The organism is Pseudarthrobacter sp. MOO13 (genome assembly GCF_058267655.1).
This window is the reverse complement of the sequence record NZ_CM177848.1, coordinates 2,915,266-2,939,574: the sequence shown is the minus strand read 5'-3', so window position 1 is coordinate 2,939,574 and position 24,309 is coordinate 2,915,266. Positions and strand designations below refer to the sequence as shown.

Below are 24,309 nucleotides of genomic sequence, written 5' to 3'. Positions count from 1 at the left end.
CAGATAGTCTCATGGTTGGCAACTATAGGTCATATTGCACCGCCTTGAGAGTTGGCTCACATGCCAACCTTGGGGAGGGGAAACCGAAAACTACTCTGAAGGGACGTCAACGGTGACTGTGCCTGTGACCACCGAAAAACCCATTGCGCCGGGTGCCTCCCGGCCGCGGCTGGCAGACCAGCTCCTGCGCCGCAAACCAATCGGCCAGATGGTCAGCGAAGCCGGGAGCGGCGAGGGCGGCACTGCACTGGTCCGCAGCTTCGGCGTCCTCCACCTCACCATGATCAGTGTTGGCGCCACGCTCGGGACCGGGATCCTGGTGATCCTTGGCGAGTCGGTGCCGCTGGCCGGGCCGGCCATCTGGATCTCGTTCGTCATTGCCGGCCTGGCCGCGCTCCTCTCGGCGGTGTCGTATGCCGAAATGGCCGGCCTGGTTCCGGTAGCGGGCTCCAGCTATTCCTACTCCTACGCCACCATGGGCGAGGGCATGGCGTGGATCTGCGGGTGGTGCCTTGTCCTTGAGTACGCCGTTTCCGTGGCCGCCGTAGCCGTAGGTGCCGGCCAGTACGTCAATGAAGCGCTGGCGGCGTTTGGGCAGGTGCTGCCGGATGCGATGTCCCAGCCTCCCGGCGACGGCGGACTGGTGAACATCCCGGCGATGGCCATCGTGGTCCTGGCCCTGGTCCTGCTGGTCCGCGGCGCCCGGGAAAGCGCCTGGATCAATACGGCAGTGGTGATCATCAAGATCGGCATCCTGCTCTTCTTCTGCGCCGTTGCCTTTACCGCGTTCAATGCGGGCAATTTCGAACCGCTCCTGCCCATGGGCGCCGCCGGTGTTTCCGCAGCTGCCTCGCGGGTGTTCTTCTCCTACATCGGCTTTGACGCGGCTTCCACCGCCGGCGAAGAGGCCCGGAACCCCAAGCGCGACCTTCCCCGGGCCATCCTGCTCTCGATGGTGATCGTCACCAGCGTCTATGTCCTCGTGGCGGTTGCCGCCATCGGGGCCCGGCCCTGGGGCTGGTTCGACGGTACCGAGGCCGCCCTCGTCCAGATCCTGGAGGAGACCACCCACCAGCCGTGGATTGCGCTGGTCTTCTCCATCGGCGCCGTCCTGGCCATCGCCAGCATCGTCCTCACCGTGCTGTACGGCCAGACGCGCATCCTGCTCTCGATGTCCCGGGACGGCCTGGTGCCCAGGGTCTTCGGTCGCGTCTCCGCCCGGACCGGCACTCCTGCCGCCGGAACGCTCATCGTGGGAACCGCCGTCGCCCTGACCGCAGGGCTCGTGCCGCTCGGCGCGCTGGCGGACGCCACCAGCATCGGAACGCTGTTCGCCTTCGCCCTGGTCAACGTCGCCGTCATCTACCTGCGGCGCAACCGCCCGGACCTGGAGCGCAGTTTCCGGGTGCCCCTGTATCCGGTCACGCCCGTGCTGGGAACGCTCATGTGCGCCTACCTCATGGCGAACCTTGGTGCCGATACCTGGCTGGTCTTCGGCGCCTGGATGCTCGTAGGGATTGCCATTTACTTCGGCTACGGACGCCGAAACTCGAAGGTAGCGGCCCTGAGCGAGCTCGACTACCGTGAACTGACCGCCAAGGCCCCGCGCCAGGAACCTGTGAAAGCAGAACACTCATGACCACCGCCACCGAACTGCCGGCCCCTGATCCCTCCAGCACCTCCACCGGGCCGGACACAGCAACCGGGCAGGGCCCCGACGGCCGGGCGCCCATCACCATGCTGAACCCCGATTTCCCCTTCAGCTACGACCACTACCTGGCCCACCCGGACGGCATGGGCTCCGTCCCGCCGGAGCTCTACGGCACTGAAGTGGCCGTCATCGGAGCCGGGCTCTCCGGCCTGGTGACCGCCTACGAGCTGATGAAACTCGGCCTGCGCCCGGTGGTCTACGAGGCAGACCAGATCGGCGGCCGCCTCCGCACGGCAGCCTTCCCGGCAGCTCCCGGCGTGGTGGCGGACCTCGGCGGTATGCGGTTCCCGGTCTCGGGCAAGGCTTTCTACCACTACGTTGACCTGCTGGGCCTGGAAACCAGTGAGTTTCCCAACCCCCTGGCCGAGGCCACCTCCAGCACCGTGATCGAGCTGGCAGGCAAGAAGCACTACGCGGAAAAGCCGGGAGACCTCCCGCCCTTTTTCCGTGAGGTTGCGGACGCCTGGAAAGCGGCCGTCAACGACGGCGCCAAGTTCACCGAAATGCAGGACGCCATCCGCTCCCGCGACACGGCCCGGATCAAGGAACTGTGGAACGAACTGCTCCCGCTCATGGATGAGCAGACCTTCTACGGGTTCATCGCCGCGAGCGATTCGTTCAAGGAGGCAGGGTTCGCCCACCGCGAGGCTTTCGGCCAAGTGGGATTCGGCACGGGCGGCTGGGACACCGACTTCCCCAACTCCATCCTGGAGATCCTCCGCGTGGTCTACACCGACGCGGACGACCAGCACCGGTTCATCCGCGGAGGAGCGCAGCGGCTCCCCGAGGCACTCTGGCAGCACGCGCCGTCGGACCTGGTCCACTGGCCCGCCGGCACCTCCCTTGCTTCGCTCCACTCCGGCTCGCCCCGCGGCGCTGTGGGGAAGATCAGCCGCGATCCGGACGGAAACCTGCGGATCCGTGAACGCTGGGGCCGTGAGGCCAGCTACCCGGCGGTGGTGAGCACGTGCCAGTCGTGGTTGCTGTCCACCCGCATCCACACCGAGGAAGCATTGTTCCCGGCTGAGCTGTGGACCGCCATGGAGCGCTCGCATTACATGCAGTCGTCCAAGACGTTTGTCATGGTGGACCGGCCGTTCTGGAAGGACACCGACCCGGACACCGGGCACGAGGTCCTGTCCATGACCTTGACGGACCGGCTGAACCGCGCCACGTACCTGCTGGACAACGGCCCGGACCAGCCCGCCGTCATCCTGCTGTCCTACACCTGGAACGACGACGCCCTGAAATGGCTTGCCCTGGACGCGGACGAACGCGTGGAGCTGATGCTGCACTCACTGGAACAGATCTACCCCGGCGTGGATATCGCCGGGCACATCGTGGGGCAGCCCATTACCGTGTCCTGGGAAGCCGACCCCAACTTCATGGGCGCCTTCAAAGCCAACCTGCCGGGGCACTACCGATACCAGCAGCGGCTGTTCACGCACTTCAAGCAGGACGCGCTGCCCGAATCCCAGCGCGGCATCTTCCTGGCCGGCGACGACGTCTCTTTCACAGCCGGCTGGGCCGAAGGCGCCGTCACCACCGGGCTGAACGCCGTATGGGGCGTGGTGAACCACCTGGGCGGGACATCCGCGCCCGGCAACCCCGGCCCGGGTGACCTGCTGGACGCAATGGGGCCAATCAGCCTGGACTAGCGCCGGCTCGGCGTCGAAACCTACTGGTGGAGCTCGCGGTGTTTCGCTGCGAGCTCCACGTAGTGCGCCGCATTGGCGCGGACGCCGTCGAACTCTTCCTCCGTGAGTTCGCGGCGCACCTTGGCGGGCACCCCGGCAACCAGGGACCGCGGCGGAACCACGGTTCCTTCCAGGACGACGGCGCCGGCCGCCACCAGCGAGCCGGCACCGATCACGGCGCCGTTGAGGACGGTGGCGCCCATGCCGATCAGGCAGTCGTCCTCCACCGTGCAGCCATGCACGACGGCGGCGTGCCCCACACTGACACCCCGGCCCACCGTGCAGGGGAAGCCGGGGTCGGCGTGCAGCACCACGTTGTCCTGCAGGTTGCTGCCGGCACCCACGCTGATGGCCGCGGTGTCTGCGCGCACGGAGACGCCGTAGAAGGCACTGGAATCCTGGTCCAGGGTCGCCCGGCCAATGATGGAGGCTGAGGGCGCTACGAACGCTGTTTCATGGACAGCCGGGGAGTTGCCGGCGAAAGGGTACAGAGGAGCCATGGCTTCACCCTAAGCCACGCCTGCGCCCAACTGACTCGCGGCAGATGCCGTTTTGCGGCCCCAAAACGGCATCCTCTGCCAGCTGGTTGAAGCCAGTTGAAGACCGCGTCAGTTGAAGACCACTGTCCGGTTGCCGTCCAGGAGCACCCGGTGCTCGGCGTGCCACTGCACGGCCTGGACCAGCGTGCGCCCCTCCACGTCGCGGCCCATTTGCACGAACTGCTCAGGGGTGCGGGCGTGGTCCACTCGGATAACTTCCTGCTCGATGATGGGCCCCTCATCCAGGGCGGCCGTCACGTAATGCGCCGTGGCACCGATCAGCTTCACGCCGCGGGCATGTGCCTGGTGGTATGGCTTGGCGCCCTTGAAGGACGGCAGGAACGAGTGGTGGATGTTGATGGCCTTGCCGGTCAGTTCGGTGCAGAGTTCATCGGAGAGGATCTGCATATAGCGGGCCAGGACCGTCAGTTCGATGTCGTGCTCCGCGATGATGGCGCGCAGCTTGTCCTCCGCCTGCACCTTGGTGTCCTTGGTCACCGGGATGTAGTGGAACGGGATGCCGTAGAACTCGGCCAGCCCTGCCAGGTCCTGGTGGTTGGACACGATGGCCGGAATCTCGATGGGCAGCGTGCCCGAGCGCTGCTGGAACAACAGGTCGTTGAGGCAGTGCGCCGAGGTGCTGGCCATCACCAGGGTGCGCACCTTGTCGCCGACAGTATTGAGGTTCCACTGCATGGAAAAGGCCTCCGCCACCGGTTCCAGCGCGGCACGCAGCTCGAACTTGGGCGCTGCAGTGGTCACCTCAACGCGCATGAAGAAGTTTCCGGTCGAAGGGCTGCCGTACTGCTGTGAATCCGTAATGTTGCATCCTGCCACCAGAAGGGCGCCGGCCACCGCGTGGACGATTCCGGGACGGTCCGGGCAGGACAGGGTTACCACATACGCTTGGTTCAGCAGCTGTTCATTCACGCGTAATAGCCTACCCGCGCTGCGGACGGTGCTTTTGATAGGCTGGAGTGGTCGCAACTGGCGTTGGGTGGCTAACCACCAGGGAGCGGCAATCACGAAGACCACGGATCGTACGCCTGGGCCGAGGGTCATGTTTTGCCGGTTGTGGGGCTGCTCCTGCGTCAGTGCAGCAGCACCATGCCCCGTGCTTCCACGCGGTGTCATCAACGCGGTACGGGGGCGCGCCAGCCGGTAGCCTGACCTAAGCAGTGCCCGTATCCCTAGCCAGGAGTTCTTCGTGACTACTACAGCCACCTCAACCACAGCCGTCAGCAACCAGCCGCTGGCAGAGCTCGACCCCGAAATCGCCGCAGTCCTGGACCAGGAGCTTGGCCGCCAGCGCGGCACCCTGGAAATGATTGCCTCCGAGAACTTCGCGCCCCGCGCCGTGATGGAAGCCCAGGGCTCCGTCCTCACCAACAAGTACGCCGAAGGCTACCCGGGCCGCCGCTACTACGGCGGCTGCGAGTATGTCGACGTCGCCGAGCAACTGGCCATCGACAGGGTCAAGGCCTTGTTCGGTGCGGAGTACGCCAACGTCCAGCCGCACTCCGGTGCCCAGGCCAACGCCGCTGCGCTCTCCGCCATGATCACCCCGGGCGACAAGATCCTCGGCCTGTCCCTGGCGCACGGCGGCCACCTGACCCACGGCATGAAGCTGAACTTCTCCGGCAAGCTGTACCAGGTTGCCGCGTACCAGGTCGAGGAAGACAACTTCCGCATCGACATGGACAAGCTGCGTGAGCAGGCCATCGCCGAAAAGCCGCAGGTCATCATCGCCGGCTGGTCCGCCTACCCCCGCCACCTGGACTTCGCCGCGTTCCGCTCCATCGCCGATGAGGTGGGCGCGCTGCTCTGGACCGACATGGCACACTTCGCGGGCCTGGTTGCCGCCGGACTGCACCCCAGCCCGGTGCCGCACTCCGACGTCGTCACCTCCACCGTGCACAAGACCCTCGCCGGTCCCCGCTCGGGTGTGATCCTGGCGAAGGAACAGTGGGCCAAGAAGCTGAACTCCAACGTCTTCCCGGGCCAGCAGGGCGGCCCGCTCATGCATGTCATCGCCGCCAAGGCCGTTGCCTTCAAGATCGCCGGCACCCAGGAATTCAAGGAGCGCCAGGAGCGTGTCCTCGAGGGCGCCAGGATCATCGCCGACCGGCTGAACCAGGCCGATGTCGCCGAGGCAGGCGTCTCCGTCCTCACCGGCGGCACCGACGTCCACCTGGTACTGGTTGACCTGCGCAACTCCCAGCTGGACGGCCAGCAGGCCGAGGACCTCCTGCACTCCGTGGGCATCACCGTCAACCGCAACGCCGTGCCCTTCGACCCCCGCCCGCCGATGGTCACCTCCGGCCTGCGCATCGGTACCCCGGCCCTGGCCACCCGCGGGTTCGGCGCTGCCGAGTTCACCGAGGTCGCCGAGATCATCGCCACCGCGCTCAAGGCCGGCAACGGCGCCGACGTCGAGGCCCTGCAGTCCCGCGTTGACAAGCTGGCCGCCGATTTCCCGCTGTATCCGCAGCACGAGCAGTGGTGACCAATGACTGAAACCACCACCGCGCAGATCCTTGACGGCAAGGCCACCGCCGCTGCCATCAAGGCCGAGCTGACTGACCGCGTGGCCGCACTCAAGGCCAAGGGCGTCATTCCGGGGATCGCCACCGTACTGGTCGGTGCGGATCCGGCCTCGCAGTTGTATGTGTCCATGAAGCACAAGCAATCTGCGCAGATCGGGATGAACTCCATCCAGCGCGAACTTCCCGCGGACGCCACCCAGGAGCAGGTGGAGGCCCTCATTGACGAACTCAATGCGGACCCTGCCTGCCACGGGTACATTGTGCAGCTGCCGCTGCCCAAGCACCTGGATACCGACGCGATCCTGGAACGCATCGATCCCGCCAAGGACGCCGACGGGCTGCACCCGACCAACCTTGGCCGGCTGGTGCTGAACGTCAACCACAAGATCACCACACCGCTGCCCTGCACCCCCCGCGGCGTCATCGAGCTCCTTGAGCGCAACGGATACAGCCTGGCAGGCAAGCATGTTGTGGTGGTGGGCCGCGGCGTCACGATCGGCCGGTCCATCGGCCTGCTGCTGACCCGCCGGGACGTCAACGCCACGGTGACCCTGACCCACACCGGCACCACGAACCTCTCCGAACTGCTCCGGCAGGCGGACGTGATCGTGGGTGCTGCCGGCGTCAAGTACATCGTCAAGGCGGCGGACGTCAAGCCCGGCGCCGCGTTGCTGGATGTCGGAGTTACCCGCGAGACCGATCCTGAGACGGGCAAGAGCCGCGTCTACGGCGACATCGATCCCGCCGCTGCGGAGGTGGCCGGCTGGATCTCGCCGAACCCTGGCGGCGTCGGACCCATGACCGTGGCGCTGCTGATGACCAACGTGGTGGAAGCGGCAGAACGCGCAGCCGGCATCGCGCAGTAGTCCCGCCACCGGGCGCACGACGGCGGCACGGCACCTTTCGCAGGAAAGGCGCCGTGCCGCCGTCGGCCGTTATAACGAAACTGCAAGCGCACTTCCACATGCGCCGCACCTCAACTAGTCTGCACAGGTGCACAACGAAGCCATCCTGCCCTCCGGCACCATGACCGCGCATCGGCCATCCGGAGTGGTCATCTCCGCAGAGAACCTGACCAAGACGTACGGCGATGTGGCGGCCGTGGACGGCATCACCTTCAGCGTTCCGGCGGGGGAGTCCTTCGGGCTGCTGGGTCCGAACGGGGCAGGCAAGTCCACCACCATGAAGATGATCGGCGGGGTCACCCGGCGCACCTCGGGCAACCTCAGCATCATGGGACTGGACCCGGACACGCACGGGCCGGAAGTGCGCGCGCACCTGGGCGTGGTGCCGCAGCAGGACAACCTCGACGAAGAACTGCGCGTCCGCGACAACCTCCTGGTCTACGGCCGCTACTTTGGCCTGCCCATGAGCTACCTGAAGCCAAAAGCCGACGAACTGCTGGAGTTCGCGCAGCTGACGGACAAAGCCAAGTCCAAGGTGGACGCGCTCTCCGGCGGCATGAAGCGGCGCCTGACGATTGCCCGGTCCCTCATCAACGAGCCCAGGATCCTGCTGCTGGACGAACCCACCACAGGCCTGGACCCGCAGGCGCGGCACATCCTCTGGGACCGGCTCTTCCGGCTCAAGGAACAAGGCGTCACCCTGATCCTGACCACCCACTACATGGATGAGGCCGAACAGCTCTGCGACCGGCTGATCGTCGTGGACAAAGGCCGGATCATGGCTGAAGGGTCACCGGCGCAGTTGATCCGTGAGCACTCCACCAAGGAAGTGGTGGAGTTGCGTTTTGGCTCGGAACGCAACGCAGCCATCGCGTCCCGGCTTGAAGGCATCGGTGACCGCCTCGAAGTCCTGCCGGACCGGGTGCTGATGTACGCGCACGACGGCGAGTCTGCCCTTGAGCAGGTCTCGGCCCGCGGCCTGAGGCCGCTGACGTCGCTGGTGCGCAGGTCCTCGCTGGAGGACGTCTTCCTCCGGCTCACCGGGCGGAGCCTCGTTGACTGAACCACTGGCCGCTCCGCAGTCCGCCCTTAGGGCGCACCGGCCCGACATCTCGGCTGCCAAGGCCCGGCGCTGGGGCGCCTTCTACTATGCGGAGCAGGTGCTCCGGGTCATGAAGGGGTACTCCTGGTCCATTGTGATGTACAGCGTGGGCCAGCCCGTGGCGTACCTGTTTGCCATGGGCGTGGGCCTGGCCACCCTGGTGGACTCCGGCAATGCGGCGTTCGGCGGCGTGTCCTACCTGGCCTTCATCGCCCCGGCGCTGCTGGTCTCCGCTGCCGTGATGACGGCCGCGAACGAGTTCACGTTCCCCGTCATGGACGGTTTCAAGTGGCGCCGAATCTACTTCGGGCCGCACGCGTCACCGCTGACTCCACAGCAGATCGCGGCAGGACAGATCATGGCCGTAACACTGCGCCTGCTGCTGCAGTCTGCCATCTACTTCGCCGCCGTGGCGCTGTTCGGCGCCTCACCGTCCGGCTGGGGCTGGGCCGGGATCCTGGTGGCCACCCTGACGGGCCTTGCCTTTGGGCTTCCGCTGATGGCCTACTCCCCGTCGATCACGGAAGACAAGGGCCAGTTTGCGCTGGTGATGCGGTTCATCGTAATGCCGCTGTTCCTTTTCTCCGGGACATTTTTCCCGCTCGAGAACCTCCCGCCGGCAGTGCGCTGGGTCGGATGGATCTCGCCCATCTGGCACGGTACCGAACTTGGCCGGGTACTCAGCTTCGGCTACCACGAAGCGCCACTGCTGACCATCCTGCACATCGCCGTCCTCGGCGGACTGGCCGCGTTGGGTTGGCTCCTGACCCGGCGCCGCTTTGCCCTGAGGATGGGCCAATGAGCGCCGTCTCAGGCCGCGCCGCCAGCGTGACCGAGGCGGCGCGCAACCGGACGTTCGGGCCGCTGTACTCGCGCAATGCAAAGGCCGTCATCTCCCGGGGACTGATGGCGACGCGCAGCACCAACTGGCTGGTGATGGTGTCCGGATTCTTCGAACCAGTGCTGTTCCTCGTGTCCATGGGGGTGGGCCTGGGTGCCATCGTGGGAGACGTCCGCGGACCCGACGGGACTTCCATCAGCTACGCGGCGTACATCGCCCCTGCCCTGCTTGCCGTGTCGGCGATGAACGGCGCCGTGTACGACTCCACCTGGAACGTCTTCTTCAAAATGAACTTCGCCAAGCTCTACCAGGGCATGCTCTACACGTCGTTGGGGCCCCTGGACGTTGCGGTGGGGGAGATCTTCCTGGCCCTGCTGCGGGGCATGCTCTACGCCACCGGCTTCACCGCCGTCATGGGAGCCATGGGGCTGATTACCACGGCCTGGGCGCTGCTCATGATTCCGGCTTCGGTGCTGATTGCCTTCGGCTTCGCCAGCCTCGGCATGGGGATCACCAGCTTCCTCAAGACATTCCAACAAATGGACTGGATCAACTTCATCCTGCTGCCCATGTTCCTGTTCAGCGCCACGTTCTACCCGCTGAGCGTCTACCCCGAGCCCATCCAGTGGTTCATCCAGGCCATGCCGCTGTGGCACGGGGTGGAACTGCTGCGGCAGATCAGCGTGGGAAGCTTCACGGCCGCCACACCGTTGCACGTGGGCTACTACCTGGCCATGACCGCCGTCGGAATGCTCCTGACCACCCTCCGCCTGCGGAGCCTCTTCCTCAGGTAGCAGCCCCTGTTCGCCCGGGGTGGAAGACGGCCGGAGCACTGCCCGCCATTTGAGACAATGGCTGCATGCGAACTTTGGGCAGCTCACCGTCATCCTCCAAACCCGCCAGGGGCGGCTTTTCGATGTTCCGCATCAGCGGGCCGGGCCTGATGGTCCTGGTAACGGCGTTCATCGTTGCCGTCCTCTTTGCGGCAAACCAGAACGACGTCGTGGGTTGGGTTGTTGCCATCATTGCCGGCTTCTGGCTGGCCCTGGCTGCGTTCGTGGTCTTCAGCATCCAACGGGCCGCCAGGAAGGCGGGGGCAAAGCTCACCGAGGCGCAGAGCGCCTTCAACGCCGCCGCCGGCCGCGCTCCCGCGCCCGCTTCCGCCGACCATGGCGGAACCCGCGTGATCTACGAACGCTCCGAAGCTGAGGAAGTTCGTGACCTCAAGCTTGACCACTCCTTCAAGATCGTCCAGGTGCAGGTCCGCGTGGTGGAAGAGGAGCGCGCCAAGGGTGCGTCCGCCAACCAGGACACCATCAACCGTGCCCTGGAGACCATCGAGATCACAGCCACCAACGCCCGGGACATGATCAAGTCCTCCGGCGGCAGCGGAGAGCCGGTCGCCGGAACCATCATCGACTAGAGTGGAGCGGGTGAGCTCGGCATTGAACAAGGACCACCTTCGCATCGCATCCGTCAACGTAAACGGCCTTCGGGCTGCCTACAAGAACGGGATGGCGGCGTGGCTTGAGCCGCGGGACGTGGACATTCTCTGCCTGCAGGAGGTACGCGCCCCTGACGCGATCGTCCGGCAGCTGCTCGGGGATGACTGGCATATCCTGCACGCCGAAGCGGAAGCGAAAGGCCGTGCCGGCGTCGCCATCGCGTCCCGGCAGGAACCCCTCGCCACCAGGAACGGCATCGGCGACGACTACTTTGCCACGGCCGGGCGCTGGGTGGAGGCCGACTTCCGGTACCCGGATGCCGCCGGCAACCCCGTCCAGCTCACCGTAGCCAGCGCCTACGTGCACTCGGGCGAGGTGGGGACGCCAAAGCAGGACGACAAATTCCGTTTCCTGGACGCCATGATCACCCGGCTGCCGGAGCTGGCCAAGCACAGCGACCATGCGCTGGTGGTGGGAGACCTGAACGTCGCCCACACACCGTTCGATATCCGGAACGCCAAGGGCAACGTGAAGAAGGCCGGTTTCCTGCCGGCGGAACGCGCATACTTCGACCGCTTCCTGGGCGAGGAAATCGGCTGGCACGACGTCCACCGGAACCTGTCCGGCGAGATGGACGGCCCCTACACCTGGTGGTCGCAGCGCGGAAAGGCCTTCGACAATGACACCGGCTGGCGCATCGACTACCACCTGGCCACCGCAGGGCTGGCGTCCGGTGCCCTGTCCGCCGTCGTCGACCGTGCCGCCTCGTGGGACACCCGCTTCTCCGACCACGCCCCGCTGGTAGTGGACTACCAGCTCTGAGCCCGAAAGTTCTTCCATGACCAGCCAGACTTCCCAGCCAGCCAAGAAGCGCATACTCTCCGGCGCCAAGCCGACCGCCGATTCCCTCCACCTGGGCAACTACATCGGAGCCGTGCGCAACTGGGTGGATATGCAGGCGGAGTACGACGCCGTATTCTTCGTCCCGGACCTGCACGCCATTACGGTGGACTTTGAGCCCGGGGAACTTGCCAAACGGACCCGCATCGTCGCGGCCCAGTACATCGCCGCCGGTATCGACCCGGACAAGAGCATCTTCTTCGTCCAGTCACATGTGCCCGAGCACGCGCAGCTTGCCTGGGCCCTGAACTGCATCACGGGCTTCGGCGAGGCGTCGCGGATGACCCAGTTCAAGGACAAGACCCAGAAGTCCGGAGCGGATTCCGCCACGCTGGGCCTGTTCGCCTACCCCACGCTGATGGCGGCCGACATCCTGCTGTACCAGAGCGACCTCGTGCCCGTTGGCGAGGACCAGCGCCAGCACCTTGAGCTGACCCGCAACCTGGCCCAGCGTTTCAACACCCGGTTCGGCCAGACCTTCACCGTGCCCGAGGCAACGATCGTCAAGGAAAGCGCCAAGATCTACGATCTCCAAAACCCCAGCGCCAAGATGTCCAAGACGGGTGAGTCGCCCAACGGTGCCATCCAGCTGCTGGAAGATCCCAAGATCGCAGCCAAGCGCATCAAGTCCGCTGTCACCGACGCCGGAACGGAGATCCGCTTTGACGCCGAGGAAAAGCCCGGTGTGTCCAATCTGTTGACCATCTACTCCGCCCTCACCGGCAAAACGGTCACCGAGCTGGAAGCCGAGTACCAGGGGAAGATGTACGGCCACCTCAAGGTGGACCTCGCCGAGGTGGTGGTGGATTTCATCACACCGATCCGCAACCGCACGAACGAGCTCATGGCTGATCCCGCCGAGCTCGACCGGCTGCTGGCCCTGGGCGCCGACCGGGCCCGGGAGATCGCTTCGGTCACCCTCGCACGGGTGTACGAGCGCATGGGCTTCCTGCCGTCCCTCACCCTCGCTGGAGTCCGCTAGCGCCATGTCTTCGAAAAACGCTACCGCCAGGGGAAGCGCGTGCTCTGCCGGCGAGGCGGAGCGGACCCGGCGTAACCGTTACGAGGACCAGCCCGGCCAGGATGCCGTGGCGGAAGGCGGCGCGGCCGGGACCGAAGACGTCAGCGTGGGCGTCATCCTGGGTTTCCCGGACGAGATTGCCGCGGAGCTGCAGCGCTGGCGCGCGTCATTTGGTGACCCGATGGCCGGAGTGATACCGGCGCACATCACCCTGATCACCACCACGCCCACGCAGGATTGGGAGGGCAACCCGACAGCACGTCCGCGAGGTTGCCCGCTGCCAAAGGCCTTTCACGGTCACCATCGCCGGGACGGGAACGTTCCGTCCCGTCTCGCCTGTTGTCTTCATCAAAGTGGAGGACGGGTTCGAACACTGCGTGGATCTGCACCGCAGGCTGCAGCAGGGTCCCCTGCACCGCGAGCTGCCGTTCGCCTACCATCCGCACGTCACGATTGCCCACGACGTCGCCCCGGAAAGCCTGGACGAGGCCGAAACGGCACTAAAGAACTATAAGGCAACCTTCCCCGTGGTTAGCATGGGACTCTATGAGCATGATGCCGACGGCATCTGGCAGCTAAGGGAAGAGCTGGATTTTGGGACCGAAACTAACAACGACGCCGGCACCCCCTTCACGGACGCTGCCGCGAACACCGCAACGGACGCCGGCTGACCAGCAGCCCCTGCCTACTGAAATCGCCCGGCTGAAGCTGGACGTCATCCAGAAGCGCAGCGACTGGCATAAGGCGCGCCGCTCCGGCGGCAAGGTTCCTGCCCTGATGGCGTGGATACAGTTGTTCACTGCCCGGCTGAACGTCGTGCGGCCCATGCGGGCATTCAGGCATTACGGACTCCATTACGGACCGCTGATGAGCGCGGGCATCGGCTTCAACATGTTCTTCTCCATCACGGGCCTGCTGGCCACCGGCTTTTCCGTGGCCGGCCTGGTACTCCGCGGCCAGCCGGCCTTGCTGGACACCATCATCAGCAGCGTGGCCAGGAGCGCCCCGGGTCTGTTGAAGGTCAATGGCGGCGATGGCCTGGTGGACCCCAAGGACTTGCTGGATCCCAGCGGACTGGGCTGGACGGCCGTGATCAGCGCCGTGGTCACCGTGGTTACTTCGCTCGGCTGGATCAACGGCCTCCGGGACGGACTCCGCGGGATTGTTGAGTTGCCTCCGCTGGTGGTCAATCCCATCCTGCTCAAGCTGCGCGACGCCGGGACCCTGCTCCTGCTGGGCGTGGCGCTGGTGATCAGCGCTGGCGCATCGCTGGTGTTCGGCACCGCCGCAGGTTGGGTTGCCGATTTCCTGCATCTCAGTGACGCCTTGGCCGGCCCGCTGACCACGTCCGTCAAGATTGTGGTGCCACTGGTCCTGAACTGGGTCACCGCGCTGATCATGTTCCGGCTGGCTGCCGGGTTGAAGCTTTCCCGCCAGGCCCTGCTCGAGGGGACCATCCTTGCTGCCGTGGGCACCACCGTGCTGCAGATCTTCAGCACGGAACTGCTGGGCGGAGCCAGCCGGAACCCCATCCTGGCGCCGTTTGCCATCATCATCGGCCTGCTCATCTGGTTCAACCTGGTCAGCCAGGCCTACCTCGTCTCCGCAGGGTGGTCAGCGGTGCGCGAGGCCGACCTCGCGTCCGGCGGCAAGCCCCGCAAGACGATCCTTGGTGCCCGCCGGGCGACACCCCAAACCTGACCCGGGCGAACGGGCACCTAGGGAAAGGGCAGCAGCCCTTCCCACCGCACCGTCCAGCCCGGCGGGAAACCGGGGGAGCGATGGTCAGGGCCGTTGTCCCATCCGGCAGCCATCAATGCTGTGGCGGCCAGGAGGCCGCCGTTGCCGGGCAGGTACAACGGCAAGGAATCGGTTTGGCGGTTGTGCCCGTTGGGCAGGACCGTATTCTTGCCCGCATCCTGCAAAAGGACGTCCACAGCGGTCTCCGGATCGCCCAGGCGGGCAGCGGTCATGGCCATGACCGGGTAATCCCAACCCCAGGTACTTTCCCAATCCCAGCCGGCCAGGACATCGGCCAGCGTGGCCCGCATGATGTCTTCGTCAATGAGGTCCGTCCGCGGCAGGACCCCCAAAGCGCACAGCATTGACGGGTGGTCGGTCCTGATGGTGAACGGCTCCACGTCTATCGCTGCGTAGGCGCCGTCGATGACCCGCGGCGGAACGAGTCCTCCCGCAACGTCCTGCCACGCCGCCACAGGTTCCAGGCCCATCCGTTCCCGCCATGAGGCGGCGGTCCGGAGGCCCCACTGCCAGTACGCCAGTTCAAAGGTGGGATTCGTGACGGAGGCCCGGATCGGGCCGTAGCTTTCCTGGGCCGGTACGATGGGCGGCCCCAATTCGAATCCGCGCGCCGTGGGGTGCGCGAAGCTGGCCATGAACGAGGCCGACTCGAACACGATCTCCGCGAACTCATCCAGGATCTCCTTGCAGGGATTGGCGCGATAGACAAGTTCTGCCAGGTAGATGGGGTGCGGCTGCTGCCAGAGAAGGAAGGTGCCGATCGGACTGGGGCTCTCCCGCCCGTCCGGGCCCACTTGCTTGGGCCAGCGGACGCCGTCGAACCCTTGGGCCCTCGCCGTCTGCCGCGATGTTTCGAGGACCGTGGCGTACCACCGCAGGGACGGCAGCAGGAGTTCCGAACGGCCCCAGAGGGCGAAGTGCGCAGCGTGCCACCAATGCATCTCCAGATGGAACCGTCCGCGCCACGAATTGCAGACGAGCCCGGTTTCCTGGGGCGGGAGGGACCCGGCGCAGTTGACCGCCGTCAGGTACTGGGAGAGGACAATGCGGCGCTCAAGTTCCTTGGCGCGGGCGTCTCCGGTCGCACCCAGTTCCACGGCCGCGCCCGTGGTCCAAAACCCCTCCCAATGGGCCGCGGAGGCAGCGGCAATGCCGTTGCCGGGGCTGTTGCTGCCGGGGAGGGGCCCGACGGCGGCACTGGCCCTTGCGTCTCCGCGCGGCAGGTCCGCCGGCAGGAGGGCGTCATCCCCGGGTCGCGGGATACAGTCGCCGTCGCCGGCCGGTGCAAAGGCCAGCGCGACGTCGAGTACGCCGGGGCCGCCGGGCAATGTGCTGATCCGGATCCGGTGCCTGCCCGTTTGCTCCACGACGAGTCCGCTGCCGCTGACCACCATCCGGTACCGGGCGTTGTCCAGTTCACGGTGAACGGTCCACGTTGTCGAGCCGGGATGGACCTCTGACGCGACAGGCTTCCCGAGGGTGGTGGTATGGGCCTCGGGCCGGCTCCAGTCGGCGGCGTTGTGCCAGGCCTCGGATCCGTAAGGGAAATCAATGCAGAGCACCAGCCCCTCGTGGAGGGCGGGTGATTCCACGTGGAGGCCCAGTTCATCGCGACGCGGATGGCATGCGGTGAGGACGTCGACCGGCCGGCCACCAAGGGTGAAGCGGCTGTGGACGGTGCCAGTCCACAGGTCGAGGGTCTGCACGGTGCCTGCCAGGTCTGTTCGGCTGATGGCCTGTTCGGTTGAGCCTGGCGCCAGCATGAAGCCGATGCGTGCCAGGTCCAGCCGGTGCGGATTGGCCCGCAGCCATGTTTCGGCGGCCGAGGTGCCGGTCTCGCGGTCGTTGACGATGTCGCCCACCATGTCCACGTAGGGCACAGGCCCGCGGGGGGACTCGTAGGAAACGGTGGAGCCGGCCAGTCCGTAGGGTTCCTCGGCGGGACGGGAATGCCAGCCCCACTGGGACTGCGTACCGAGGAGTGTCCCGGGCGGGAGGGCGTCGTCGCGGGCACCCACCGGATAGTCGGCCGGGAAGGTCTGGACGCCGGTCAGGTCCATTGTGAAGGCAAACTCGCCGTTGCCCACCGACACCGGACTTCGCGGGTCCACTGTTCGCTGGCTGACGTTGTGCCTCGTGACCAAGGCCCTCCTGTCGATGGGCGCGGCGCTGCCCGGCGAGGCTTTGGGCGTCACCGCGCGGTCGGTGGTGCCTTGGCTGTGCACGCTGAACGGCCTCCTGGGGAATGCGGGAATGCGGGGGTAAAGCACCGTTACGACAAGCCGCCTGACCGGGTAACTTACCCTGCGGGAAAGGCGTGGTGCGGGAAAGGCGAAGAGTTAGAAAACGTTTTCCCGCCTTTATCCTTGCGGCGCGCCGGGGCCACTGTCAACCCTTGGTACGCGTTATGCGCGTCAGAAACTCACGGCATTGGCAGGCGAAGCCATGGTGCACATTCGGGTGGGAATGAGCCCTTGACGTCGGAAGCAGGCCTTTGATACGTTTCACGAAATCGCTTTCTCATCTCGGAAGAAGCTTGCCCAATGACGCGAAAAGTTATCCGAACCCTTCGTAAATCAACTGCCATCCTCACGGCCGCGGCACTCCTTGGCCTCACCGCGGCATGCTCCAGTACCCCATCCAACAAGCCTGAGGACGGCCCTGTCGAAATCCGTTTCTCCTGGTGGGGCAACGCAGGCCGCGCCGACCTGACCAACAAGGCCATCGCCGAATTCGAGAAGGCCAACCCGAACATCAAGGTCAAGCCGGAGTACGGCGACATCGGCGGATACTTCGACAAGCTTGCCACCCAGGTGGCCGCCAATGATGCTCCCGACGTCATCACCATGGGTGGCGCCTATCCGGCGGAGTATGCCAACCGGGGTGCCCTGCTGGATTTGGCCACAGTCAAGGGCCCGCTGGATCTGTCAAAGATGGACCAGGGCGCACTGGAAAACGGTCAGGTCAAGGGCAAGCAATACGGGGTGTCCACCGGTGCCAATGCCCTGGCGATCGTCGCCAATCCGGCGGTGTTCTCGGCGGCGGGAGTCCCGCTGCCGGACGATACTTCCTGGAGCTGGGACGACTTCGCGAAGATCGCGGCGGATGTCACGGCCCACAGCCCCAAGGGGACCTACGGAACCGCCACCGTGCTCACCCACGACTCCCTGGACGCCTTCGCCCGCCAGCGGGGTGAATCGCTCTACACCCAGGACGGCCAGTTGGGGCTCGGCAAGGAAACGGTCCAGGACTACTTCGACTACTCACTGAAGTTGAGCGAAACCGGGGCGGCCCCAAGCGCCTCCGAGACCGTCGAGAAGCTCAACGTCAGCACCGAGCAAACCCTTCTGGGCATGGGCAAAGCGGCCATGATGCTGACCTGGAGCAACTCGTTGTCCGCCCTCAGCAAGGCATCCGGCGCCGACCTCAAGCTGCTCAAGCTCCCGGGTGAAAAACCCACGCCCGGCATCTGGCTCCAGTCCTCGCAGTTCTACACCATCTCGGCCCGCAGCAAGCACGCTGACGCGGCGGCAAAGCTCGTGAGCTTCCTGGTCAACGACCAGTCGGCGGCCAAAATCATCCAGAGCGACCGGGGCGTTCCCAGTAACGCCGACATGCGCAACGCCATCAAGGACATGCTCACGCCGCAGGGGAAGGTGGAGGCCGACTACATCAACCAGATCGGCAAGATGGACTTTGCCCCGACGTACATCGGACCCACCGGCTCGACGGCCGTCTCCGAAATCACGGCCCGGATCAACACCGATGTCCTGTTCAAGAGGCTGGCGCCGGACAAGGCCGCCGAGCAGTGGATCAGCGAGAGCAAGGCTGCCATCGGCAAATAGTCCCGGTGCCCGGGCGCTCCCTGGAACGGGGCGTGATTCATGCGTCGAGGTACTGGTCGGCCCACGCCGCGATGATCCGGGCCGCGCGGGCGGCCTGGCCCTTGCCCGTCAGCAGATGATCGCTACCCTCGAGGGAGACGAAATTGCGCGGGTGCCGGGCGGTCTGGAAAATCGTGCTGGCGTTCTCGATCCCCACGGTGTTGTCGGTGGGGGAGTGCAGCACCATCAGCGGTTTGTGCAGCTGCCGGATGCAGTCAGTCAAGTCGGCGTTCTCCAGGTCTTCCACGAAGTGCCGGCGGATCTCCACCCGCTTCCCGCCCAGGTCCACCTCGGCGCTCCCCTCGCTGAGGATCCGGTCCAGGGCGGCGTCAAAGACATGTGCCACATGCTTGGGGGAGAAGGGCGCGCCCACCGTCGCCACGGCGTCGAGCTCGGGGATCTCCCGTGCGGCCGCCAGCACGGCGGCACCACCAAAGGAATGGCCCACCAACAAGGAGATTTCCTTCCCCTCCGCACGCATGAACTCCGCGGCCTTCACCGTGTCGGCCACCTTGTGGCTGAACGAGCCGGCGGACCATTCGCCGGCCGAGCCGCCCAGGCCAAGGTTGTCGAACCGCAGCATGCCAATGCCGCTGTCCGCCAGTGCCTTGCACATCCGGGACGCGGACGGGCTGTCCTTGCCGAGCGTGAACCCATGCGAAAAGACTCCCCAGCCCTTGACCGCGCCTTCCGGGACGTCGATTATTCCGGACAGCGTCTCACCGGTTGAGCCTGCGAAGGATACTTTTTCGGAGCGGGACATGCTGTTCCCTTTCGCTTGGTAGGAATGGCTGTGCGCCCACGCCCGCCGGGTTCCCGGGCCAGGCGTGCACGGTCAGGGGACGGGTGGGGAGAAACAACGACGGCGCCCCCACCACATGTGGTGAGTGACGCCGTCGGCCGTTCTTGCTGTTGTTGGACCTGCTAGATCTTGCGGGCGAGGATGGCCTGCTTGACCTCTGCGATGGCCTGGGTCACCTGGATGCCGCGGGGGCAAGCCTCTGAGCAGTTGAAGGTGGTGCGGCAGCGCCACACGCCTTCCTTGTCGTTCAGGATCTCCAGGCGCATGTCGCCGGCGTCATCACGGGAATCGAAGATGAAACGGTGGGCGTTGACGATCGCGGCGGGCCCGAAGTACTGCCCGTCCGTCCAGAACACCGGGCAGGAGGACGTGCACGCAGCACACAGGATGCACTTGGTGGTGTCGTCGAAGCGTTCACGGTCCTCGGCGGACTGCAGGCGCTCCCGGGTGGGCTCGTGGCCCTTGTTGATCAGGAAGGGCATGACTTCGCGGTATGACTGGAAGAACGGCTCCATGTCCACGATCAAGTCCTTCTCCACCGGCAGGCCCTTGATGGGCTCCACCGTGATGGGCTTGGACGTATCCAGGTCCTTCAGGAGGGTCTTGCACGCGAGGCGGTTGCGGCCATTAATGCGCATGGCATCGGAACCGCACACGCCGTGGGCACAGGAGCGCCGGAAGGAGAGGGTACCGTCCGTCTCCCACTTCACCTTGTGCAGGGCGTCCAGGACACGGTCCGTGCCGTACATGGTGAGGTGAAAGTCGTCCCAGGTGGCTTCCTCGGAAACCTCCGGGTTGTACCGGCGGACCCGCAGGTGGACATCGAACGTGGGGATTTCCCCGCCCCCGCCAACGCCGGCAGGCAGTTCAACCTTTGAGGCTGGCTCAGCGATTTCAGCGGTCATCTTAGTACTTCCTCACCATCGGCTCGTAGCGGGTAAAGACAACCGGCTTGGTGGCGAGGCGGATGCCGGCGATTGATTCCGCCGATCCGTCGGCCGGCGCATGGTCATCCTTGTACGCCATGGAGTGCTTCATGAATTTCTCGTCGTCACGCTCGGGGAAGTCCTCGCGGAAGTGGCCGCCGCGGGATTCCTCACGGTGCAGGGCAGCCACGGTCATCACCTTGGCCAGTTCCAGCAGGAAGCCGAGCTCAACGGCCTCGAGCAGGTCCAGGTTGAACCGCTTGCCCTTGTCCTGGACGTTGATGCGCTTGTACCGCTCCTCGAAGGAGGCGATGTCGCGCAGCACCTGGTTCAGGGTATCGGCGGTACGGAACACCTGCATGTTGGCGTCCATGGTGTCCTGCAGTTCCTTGCGGATCTGGGCAACCTTTTCGTCACCGGTGCCGTTGCGGGCAATGTCCAGAAGCTCGGTGGTGTAAGCCAACGGGTTCTCCGGCAGTTCCACGAAGTCGGCAGTCTTCGCGTACTCGGCGGCGGCCACGCCGGCCCGCTTGCCGAAAACGTTGATGTCCAGCAGGGAGTTGGTGCCCAGGCGGTTGGAACCGTGGACGGACACGCATGCCACTTCACCGGCGGCGTAGAGGCCCGGCACCACGGTGTCGTTGTCCTGCAGTACCTCGGTTTGAATGTTCGTCGGAATACCGCCCATGGCGTAGTGGGCCGTGGGGAACACCGGTACGGGCTCGGTGTACGGTTCCACGCCCAGGTAGGTCCGGGCGAACTCGGTGATGTCCGGGAGCTTGGCGTCAATGTGCGCCGGTTCCAGGTGGGTCAGGTCCAGGAGCACGTAATCCTTGTTCGGACCGCAGCCACGGCCTTCACGGACTTCGTTGGCCATGGAGCGGGCCACGATGTCGCGGGGCGCCAGGTCCTTGATGGTGGGAGCGTAGCGCTCCATGAAGCGCTCACCCTCGGAGTTGCGCAGGATGGCACCTTCACCACGGGCTGCTTCGGAGAGCAGGATTCCGAGGCCGGCAAGGCCGGTGGGGTGGAACTGGAAGAATTCCATGTCCTCCAGCGGGATGCCGCGGCGGAAGGCGATGCCCATGCCGTCACCCGTGAGGGTGTGTGCGTTCGAGGTGGTCTTGAAGACCTTGCCGGCGCCGCCGGAGGCGAAGACCACGGACTTGGCCTGGAAGACGTGCAGTTCACCGGAGGCGAGGTCGTAGGACACGACGCCGGCCACACGCTTCTGCTTGTAGGGCGTGCCGTCCTCGCGGACAGCATCCTCTTCGACCGTCAGCAGGTCCAGGACGTAGTACTCGTTGTAGAACTCAACGTTGTGCTTGACACAGTTTTGGTACAGGGTCTGCAGGATCATGTGGCCGGTGCGGTCTGCGGCGTAGCAGGCGCGGCGCACGGGAGCCTTGCCGTGGTCGCGGGTGTGGCCGCCGAAGCGCCGCTGGTCAATGCGTCCCTCGGGCGTGCGGTTAAACGGCAGGCCCATCTTCTCGAGGTCCAGCACGGCGTCGATGGCTTCCTTCGCCATGACCTCTGCAGCGTCCTGGTCAACCAGGTAGTCGCCGCCCTTGACGGTGTCGAACGTGTGCCATTCCCAGTTGTCTTCCTCGACATTGGCAAGGGCTGCACACATGCCACCCTGCGCCGCACCCGTGTGCGAGCGGGTGGGGTAGAGCTTGGTCAGTACTGCTGTGCGCGCGCGCTGACCGGACTCGATCGCGGCGCGCATGCCAGCGCCACCGGCACCGACGATGACGACGTCGTACTTATGGACCTGCATACCAGACGCTCTTTCTCTCAAAATTCGCTATCAAACAACGGGGCGGCTTCGCCTGCTCCGCAAAACAGGGCCCGCGGGTAAGCCCGCGGGCCCGGGGTTGTGCCTGGACTAGGCAGGGCAAAATCCGCCCGGAAGGGCCACGCCGTCCACAACGGGGCAGGGGTTGAAGGTGAAGATCACCAGGGTGCCCAGCAGGATGATGACCACGGCGGCTGCGTAGAGGACGGTCTTCAACCAGCGCCGCGTCCCCGTCTTTTCGGCGTAGTCGTTAATGATGGTCCGCACGCCATTGGTGCCGTGCAGCATTGCCAGCCACAGCATGGCCAGGTCCCAGAACTGCCAGAACGGGTCCGCCCACTTGCCGGCGACGAAACCGAAGTCAATGGCATGGATGCCTTCGCCGACCATGAGGTTCACGAACAGGTGCCCGAAGATGAGGACCACCAGCACCACGCCGGAGAGGCGCATGAACAGCCAGGCGATCATCTCGAAGTTGCCGCGCGAACCGCCGCTGCGGCGGTACTGGGGAGCTACCCGGCCGCTGCGGGGGCTCTCGATGGTTGCAGTCATGGCTTAGTGACCTCCGAGGGCGAGGGACAGGTGGCGGATGGAGAACGCAAGCATGGTCACGATCCAGAGGGCCAGGACTGCCCACAGCATCTGCCGCTGGTACTTGGCGCCCTTCTTCCAGAAGTCGACCGCGATGATCCGCAAGCCATTGAAGGCGTGGAACACGATCGCGGCCACAAGCCCGGTCTCGCCCAGCGCCATCAGCGGGTTCTTGTAGGCGCCGATCACAGCGGTGTAGGCCTCCGGCGACACACGCACCAAGGAGGTGTCCAGGACGTGGACCAACAAGAAGAAAAAGATCACTACACCGGTTATGCGGTGTCCTACCCAGGACCACATGCCTTCACGGCCGCGGTACAAGGTGCCAGCTGGTTTTGTCGGCACTGATAAACCTCCCTGCAACACAGCGGCGCTGGCATGAGATCCATGCGGGGGGAACGCCTGCTGCGAGAGCACTCGTAGCTCAGGCCTAAATCTAGGCTTCGCTTACAGCTTATTCAATTTAGGAGATTCTTGGAGACCAGTGCTGGAGCGGTTTTTCGGCGAGAATGAGACGAACGCCACACGGATGCGGTGATTTGGGCCATGCGATGACGGAGCGCGCCGGTGGACAGCCCGTGGCGGGCCGCCGCCGCCGGCCGTGGGCCGTCAGCTAAAGTAGCGGTGATGAGTACAGACAAAGTGACAAGCCCGGCCTCACCCCTTGACCGCTTCATTGCGGTGATTCCGGCAGGCGGAGTGGGGACCCGCCTCTGGCCCCTGTCACGAGCAGCAGCTCCCAAGTTCCTTCACGATCTCACAGGATCGGGCAGCACCCTGCTGCGTGCCACCTACGACCGGCTCCACCCGCTCGCGGGCAGCCGGGTGCTGGTGGTCACCGGAAAAGCGCACCGCGACGCCGTGTGCCGCCAGCTTCCCGAGGTCCAGGACGCGGACCTTGTCCTGGAATCGGAGCCCAAGGACTCCGCAGCGGCGATCGGCCTCGCCGCAGCCATCCTGCACGCGCGGGACCCGGACACCATCATGGGGTCCTTCGCCGCCGACCAGGTGATCAGCCCGGACCACCTCTTCCAGGACGCCGTCCGGGAGGCAATCCATACCGCCGCGGCCGGCAAGATCGTGACCATCGGCATCAAGCCCACGCACCCGTCCACCGGGTTCGGGTACATCCGCTCCGGCAAGGAATTGCACATCGACGGAGCTCCGAGCGCCCACGATGTGGTGGAATTCGTCGAAAAGCCCGACGAAGTGGTGGCCCAGCAGTACGTCGACAGCGGTGACTACGTGTGGAACGCCGGCATGTTCGTAGCCCCCGTGGCACTGATGCTCAAGCACCTCGAGGCCAACCAGCCGGAGCTGTTCAAGGGCCTGCAGGAAATCGCGCAGGCCTGGGACACCCCCGAACGCGACGAGGTCACTGCCCGGATCTGGCCCACCCTGCCCAAGATCGCCATCGACTACGCAGTGGCCGAGCCCGCCGCCGAAGCCGGGGACGTCGCCGTCGTGCCCGGGACCTTCCGCTGGGACGACGTTGGCGACTTTGCCTCCGTCGGGCGGCTCAACAGCGCCAAGGAAGTGGACGACGTCACCGTCCTGGGCGAAGGAGCGCGGGTATTCACGGAGAACTCAAGCGGTGTGGTGGTCACGGACACCAAGCGCGTCATCGCCCTGATCGGTATCCAGGATGTGGTCATCGTGGACACGCCGGACGCGCTGCTGGTCACCACCATGGCCAACTCCCAGCGGGTCAAGGCAGCGGTCGACGCCCTCAAGGCCAGCGGGGACACGGACGTCCTTTGATCGCCCTACCTGCCGGCGCGTCACGGCGCCGGCAGGTTCACGTTGTAACGGGGCGTCAGTGAATGGCCCTTATCGGGGC

General features: G+C 65.5%; 21 protein-coding genes, 1 pseudogene and 1 riboswitch. Of the genes and pseudogenes, 14 read left to right on the top strand and 8 right to left on the bottom strand.

The features are described 5' to 3' along the window. The first annotated feature begins 112 nt into the window (after positions 1 to 112). Positions 113 to 1,639, top strand: a complete 1,527-nt coding sequence (locus AC4EEO_RS13440; RefSeq protein ID WP_491339018.1) for an amino acid permease — start codon at positions 113 to 115, stop codon at positions 1,637 to 1,639. After that, positions 1,636 to 3,369, top strand: coding sequence for a flavin monoamine oxidase family protein (locus AC4EEO_RS13435; protein WP_491339017.1), 1,734 nt, complete (start codon positions 1,636 to 1,638; stop codon positions 3,367 to 3,369). The genes AC4EEO_RS13440 and AC4EEO_RS13435 overlap by 4 nt, the downstream gene beginning before the upstream one ends. Before the next feature lie 20 nt (positions 3,370 to 3,389). Here AC4EEO_RS13435 and AC4EEO_RS13430 read toward each other — a convergent pair whose 3' ends face one another. After that, positions 3,390 to 3,908, bottom strand: coding sequence for a gamma carbonic anhydrase family protein (locus AC4EEO_RS13430; protein WP_018761945.1), 519 nt, complete (start codon positions 3,906 to 3,908; stop codon positions 3,390 to 3,392). Between the two features lie 108 nt (positions 3,909 to 4,016). Beyond that, positions 4,017 to 4,877, bottom strand: coding sequence for a formyltetrahydrofolate deformylase (gene purU, locus AC4EEO_RS13425; RefSeq protein WP_491339016.1), 861 nt, complete (start codon positions 4,875 to 4,877; stop codon positions 4,017 to 4,019). Between the two features lie 43 nt (positions 4,878 to 4,920). Next, positions 4,921 to 5,006: riboswitch (ZMP/ZTP riboswitch) on the top strand. A 148-nt stretch (positions 5,007 to 5,154) separates the two neighbouring features. Here purU and glyA point away from each other — a divergent pair. The 10 genes and pseudogenes from glyA to AC4EEO_RS13375 all read left to right on the top strand — a co-directional run bounded on the left by glyA (position 5,155) and on the right by AC4EEO_RS13375 (position 14,408). Then, positions 5,155 to 6,453: a serine hydroxymethyltransferase gene (gene glyA / locus AC4EEO_RS13420; RefSeq protein ID WP_491339015.1), complete on the top strand. Its 1,299-nt coding sequence runs from the start codon at positions 5,155 to 5,157 to the stop codon at positions 6,451 to 6,453. 3 nt (positions 6,454 to 6,456) lie between these two features. Beyond that, entirely contained in the window at positions 6,457 to 7,359 is a 903-nt protein-coding gene (locus tag AC4EEO_RS13415; protein ID WP_491339014.1) for a bifunctional methylenetetrahydrofolate dehydrogenase/methenyltetrahydrofolate cyclohydrolase, read from the top strand. 160 nt (positions 7,360 to 7,519) lie between these two features. After that, on the top strand, positions 7,520 to 8,461 hold the full coding sequence (locus tag AC4EEO_RS13410) for an ABC transporter ATP-binding protein (protein ID WP_208294415.1): 942 nt from the start codon (positions 7,520 to 7,522) through the stop codon (positions 8,459 to 8,461). Then, on the top strand, positions 8,454 to 9,302 hold the full coding sequence (locus AC4EEO_RS13405; RefSeq protein ID WP_491339013.1) for an ABC transporter permease: 849 nt from the start codon (positions 8,454 to 8,456) through the stop codon (positions 9,300 to 9,302). The genes AC4EEO_RS13410 and AC4EEO_RS13405 overlap by 8 nt, the downstream gene beginning before the upstream one ends. After that, positions 9,299 to 10,135, top strand: a complete 837-nt coding sequence (locus AC4EEO_RS13400; RefSeq protein WP_109863490.1) for an ABC transporter permease — start codon at positions 9,299 to 9,301, stop codon at positions 10,133 to 10,135. The genes AC4EEO_RS13405 and AC4EEO_RS13400 overlap by 4 nt, the downstream gene beginning before the upstream one ends. A gap of 65 nt (positions 10,136 to 10,200) precedes the next feature. Continuing rightward, entirely contained in the window at positions 10,201 to 10,764 is a 564-nt protein-coding gene (locus AC4EEO_RS13395) for a hypothetical protein (protein WP_133832110.1), read from the top strand. 10 nt (positions 10,765 to 10,774) lie between these two features. Next, entirely contained in the window at positions 10,775 to 11,608 is an 834-nt protein-coding gene (locus AC4EEO_RS13390) for an exodeoxyribonuclease III (protein ID WP_026264634.1), read from the top strand. Positions 11,609 to 11,624: 16 nt separating this feature from the next. Beyond that, entirely contained in the window at positions 11,625 to 12,668 is a 1,044-nt protein-coding gene (gene trpS / locus AC4EEO_RS13385) for a tryptophan--tRNA ligase (RefSeq protein WP_018761936.1), read from the top strand. Between the two features lie 4 nt (positions 12,669 to 12,672). Next, positions 12,673 to 13,378, top strand: a pseudogene (locus tag AC4EEO_RS13380) (2'-5' RNA ligase family protein). 106 nt (positions 13,379 to 13,484) lie between these two features. Then, positions 13,485 to 14,408: a YihY/virulence factor BrkB family protein gene (locus tag AC4EEO_RS13375; RefSeq protein WP_196803324.1), complete on the top strand. Its 924-nt coding sequence runs from the start codon at positions 13,485 to 13,487 to the stop codon at positions 14,406 to 14,408. Between the two features lie 17 nt (positions 14,409 to 14,425). Here the strand turns inward: AC4EEO_RS13375 and AC4EEO_RS13370 are convergent, their stop codons facing one another. Next, the gene (locus tag AC4EEO_RS13370; RefSeq protein WP_491339012.1) at positions 14,426 to 16,693 is read right to left on the bottom strand and encodes a hypothetical protein; all 2,268 of its coding nucleotides are present in this window, start codon (positions 16,691 to 16,693) and stop codon (positions 14,426 to 14,428) included. Positions 16,694 to 17,011: 318 nt separating this feature from the next. On the opposite strand from AC4EEO_RS13370, the gene AC4EEO_RS13365 reads away from it, so the two are divergent. Next, positions 17,012 to 18,313, top strand: a complete 1,302-nt coding sequence (locus AC4EEO_RS13365; protein WP_491329559.1) for an ABC transporter substrate-binding protein — start codon at positions 17,012 to 17,014, stop codon at positions 18,311 to 18,313. A 37-nt stretch (positions 18,314 to 18,350) separates the two neighbouring features. On the opposite strand, the gene AC4EEO_RS13360 is transcribed toward AC4EEO_RS13365, so the two are convergent. The 5 genes from AC4EEO_RS13360 to sdhC all read right to left on the bottom strand — a co-directional run bounded on the left by AC4EEO_RS13360 (position 18,351) and on the right by sdhC (position 22,814). After that, positions 18,351 to 19,115, bottom strand: a complete 765-nt coding sequence (locus AC4EEO_RS13360) for an alpha/beta hydrolase family protein (protein WP_018761930.1) — start codon at positions 19,113 to 19,115, stop codon at positions 18,351 to 18,353. Positions 19,116 to 19,276: 161 nt separating this feature from the next. Beyond that, positions 19,277 to 20,059: a succinate dehydrogenase iron-sulfur subunit gene (locus tag AC4EEO_RS13355; RefSeq protein ID WP_018761929.1), complete on the bottom strand. Its 783-nt coding sequence runs from the start codon at positions 20,057 to 20,059 to the stop codon at positions 19,277 to 19,279. A 1-nt stretch (position 20,060) separates the two neighbouring features. Beyond that, positions 20,061 to 21,860 (bottom strand): succinate dehydrogenase flavoprotein subunit, encoded by a 1,800-nt coding sequence (gene sdhA / locus AC4EEO_RS13350; protein WP_018761928.1) that lies wholly within the window; start codon positions 21,858 to 21,860, stop codon positions 20,061 to 20,063. A 108-nt stretch (positions 21,861 to 21,968) separates the two neighbouring features. Continuing rightward, positions 21,969 to 22,430: a succinate dehydrogenase hydrophobic membrane anchor subunit gene (locus AC4EEO_RS13345; protein WP_018761927.1), complete on the bottom strand. Its 462-nt coding sequence runs from the start codon at positions 22,428 to 22,430 to the stop codon at positions 21,969 to 21,971. A gap of 3 nt (positions 22,431 to 22,433) precedes the next feature. Further along, positions 22,434 to 22,814 (bottom strand): succinate dehydrogenase, cytochrome b556 subunit, encoded by a 381-nt coding sequence (gene sdhC / locus AC4EEO_RS13340; protein ID WP_081624141.1) that lies wholly within the window; start codon positions 22,812 to 22,814, stop codon positions 22,434 to 22,436. 282 nt (positions 22,815 to 23,096) lie between these two features. On the opposite strand from sdhC, the gene AC4EEO_RS13335 reads away from it, so the two are divergent. Beyond that, the gene (locus AC4EEO_RS13335) at positions 23,097 to 24,230 is read left to right on the top strand and encodes a mannose-1-phosphate guanylyltransferase (RefSeq protein ID WP_026264626.1); all 1,134 of its coding nucleotides are present in this window, start codon (positions 23,097 to 23,099) and stop codon (positions 24,228 to 24,230) included. Positions 24,231 to 24,309 lie beyond the last annotated feature (79 nt).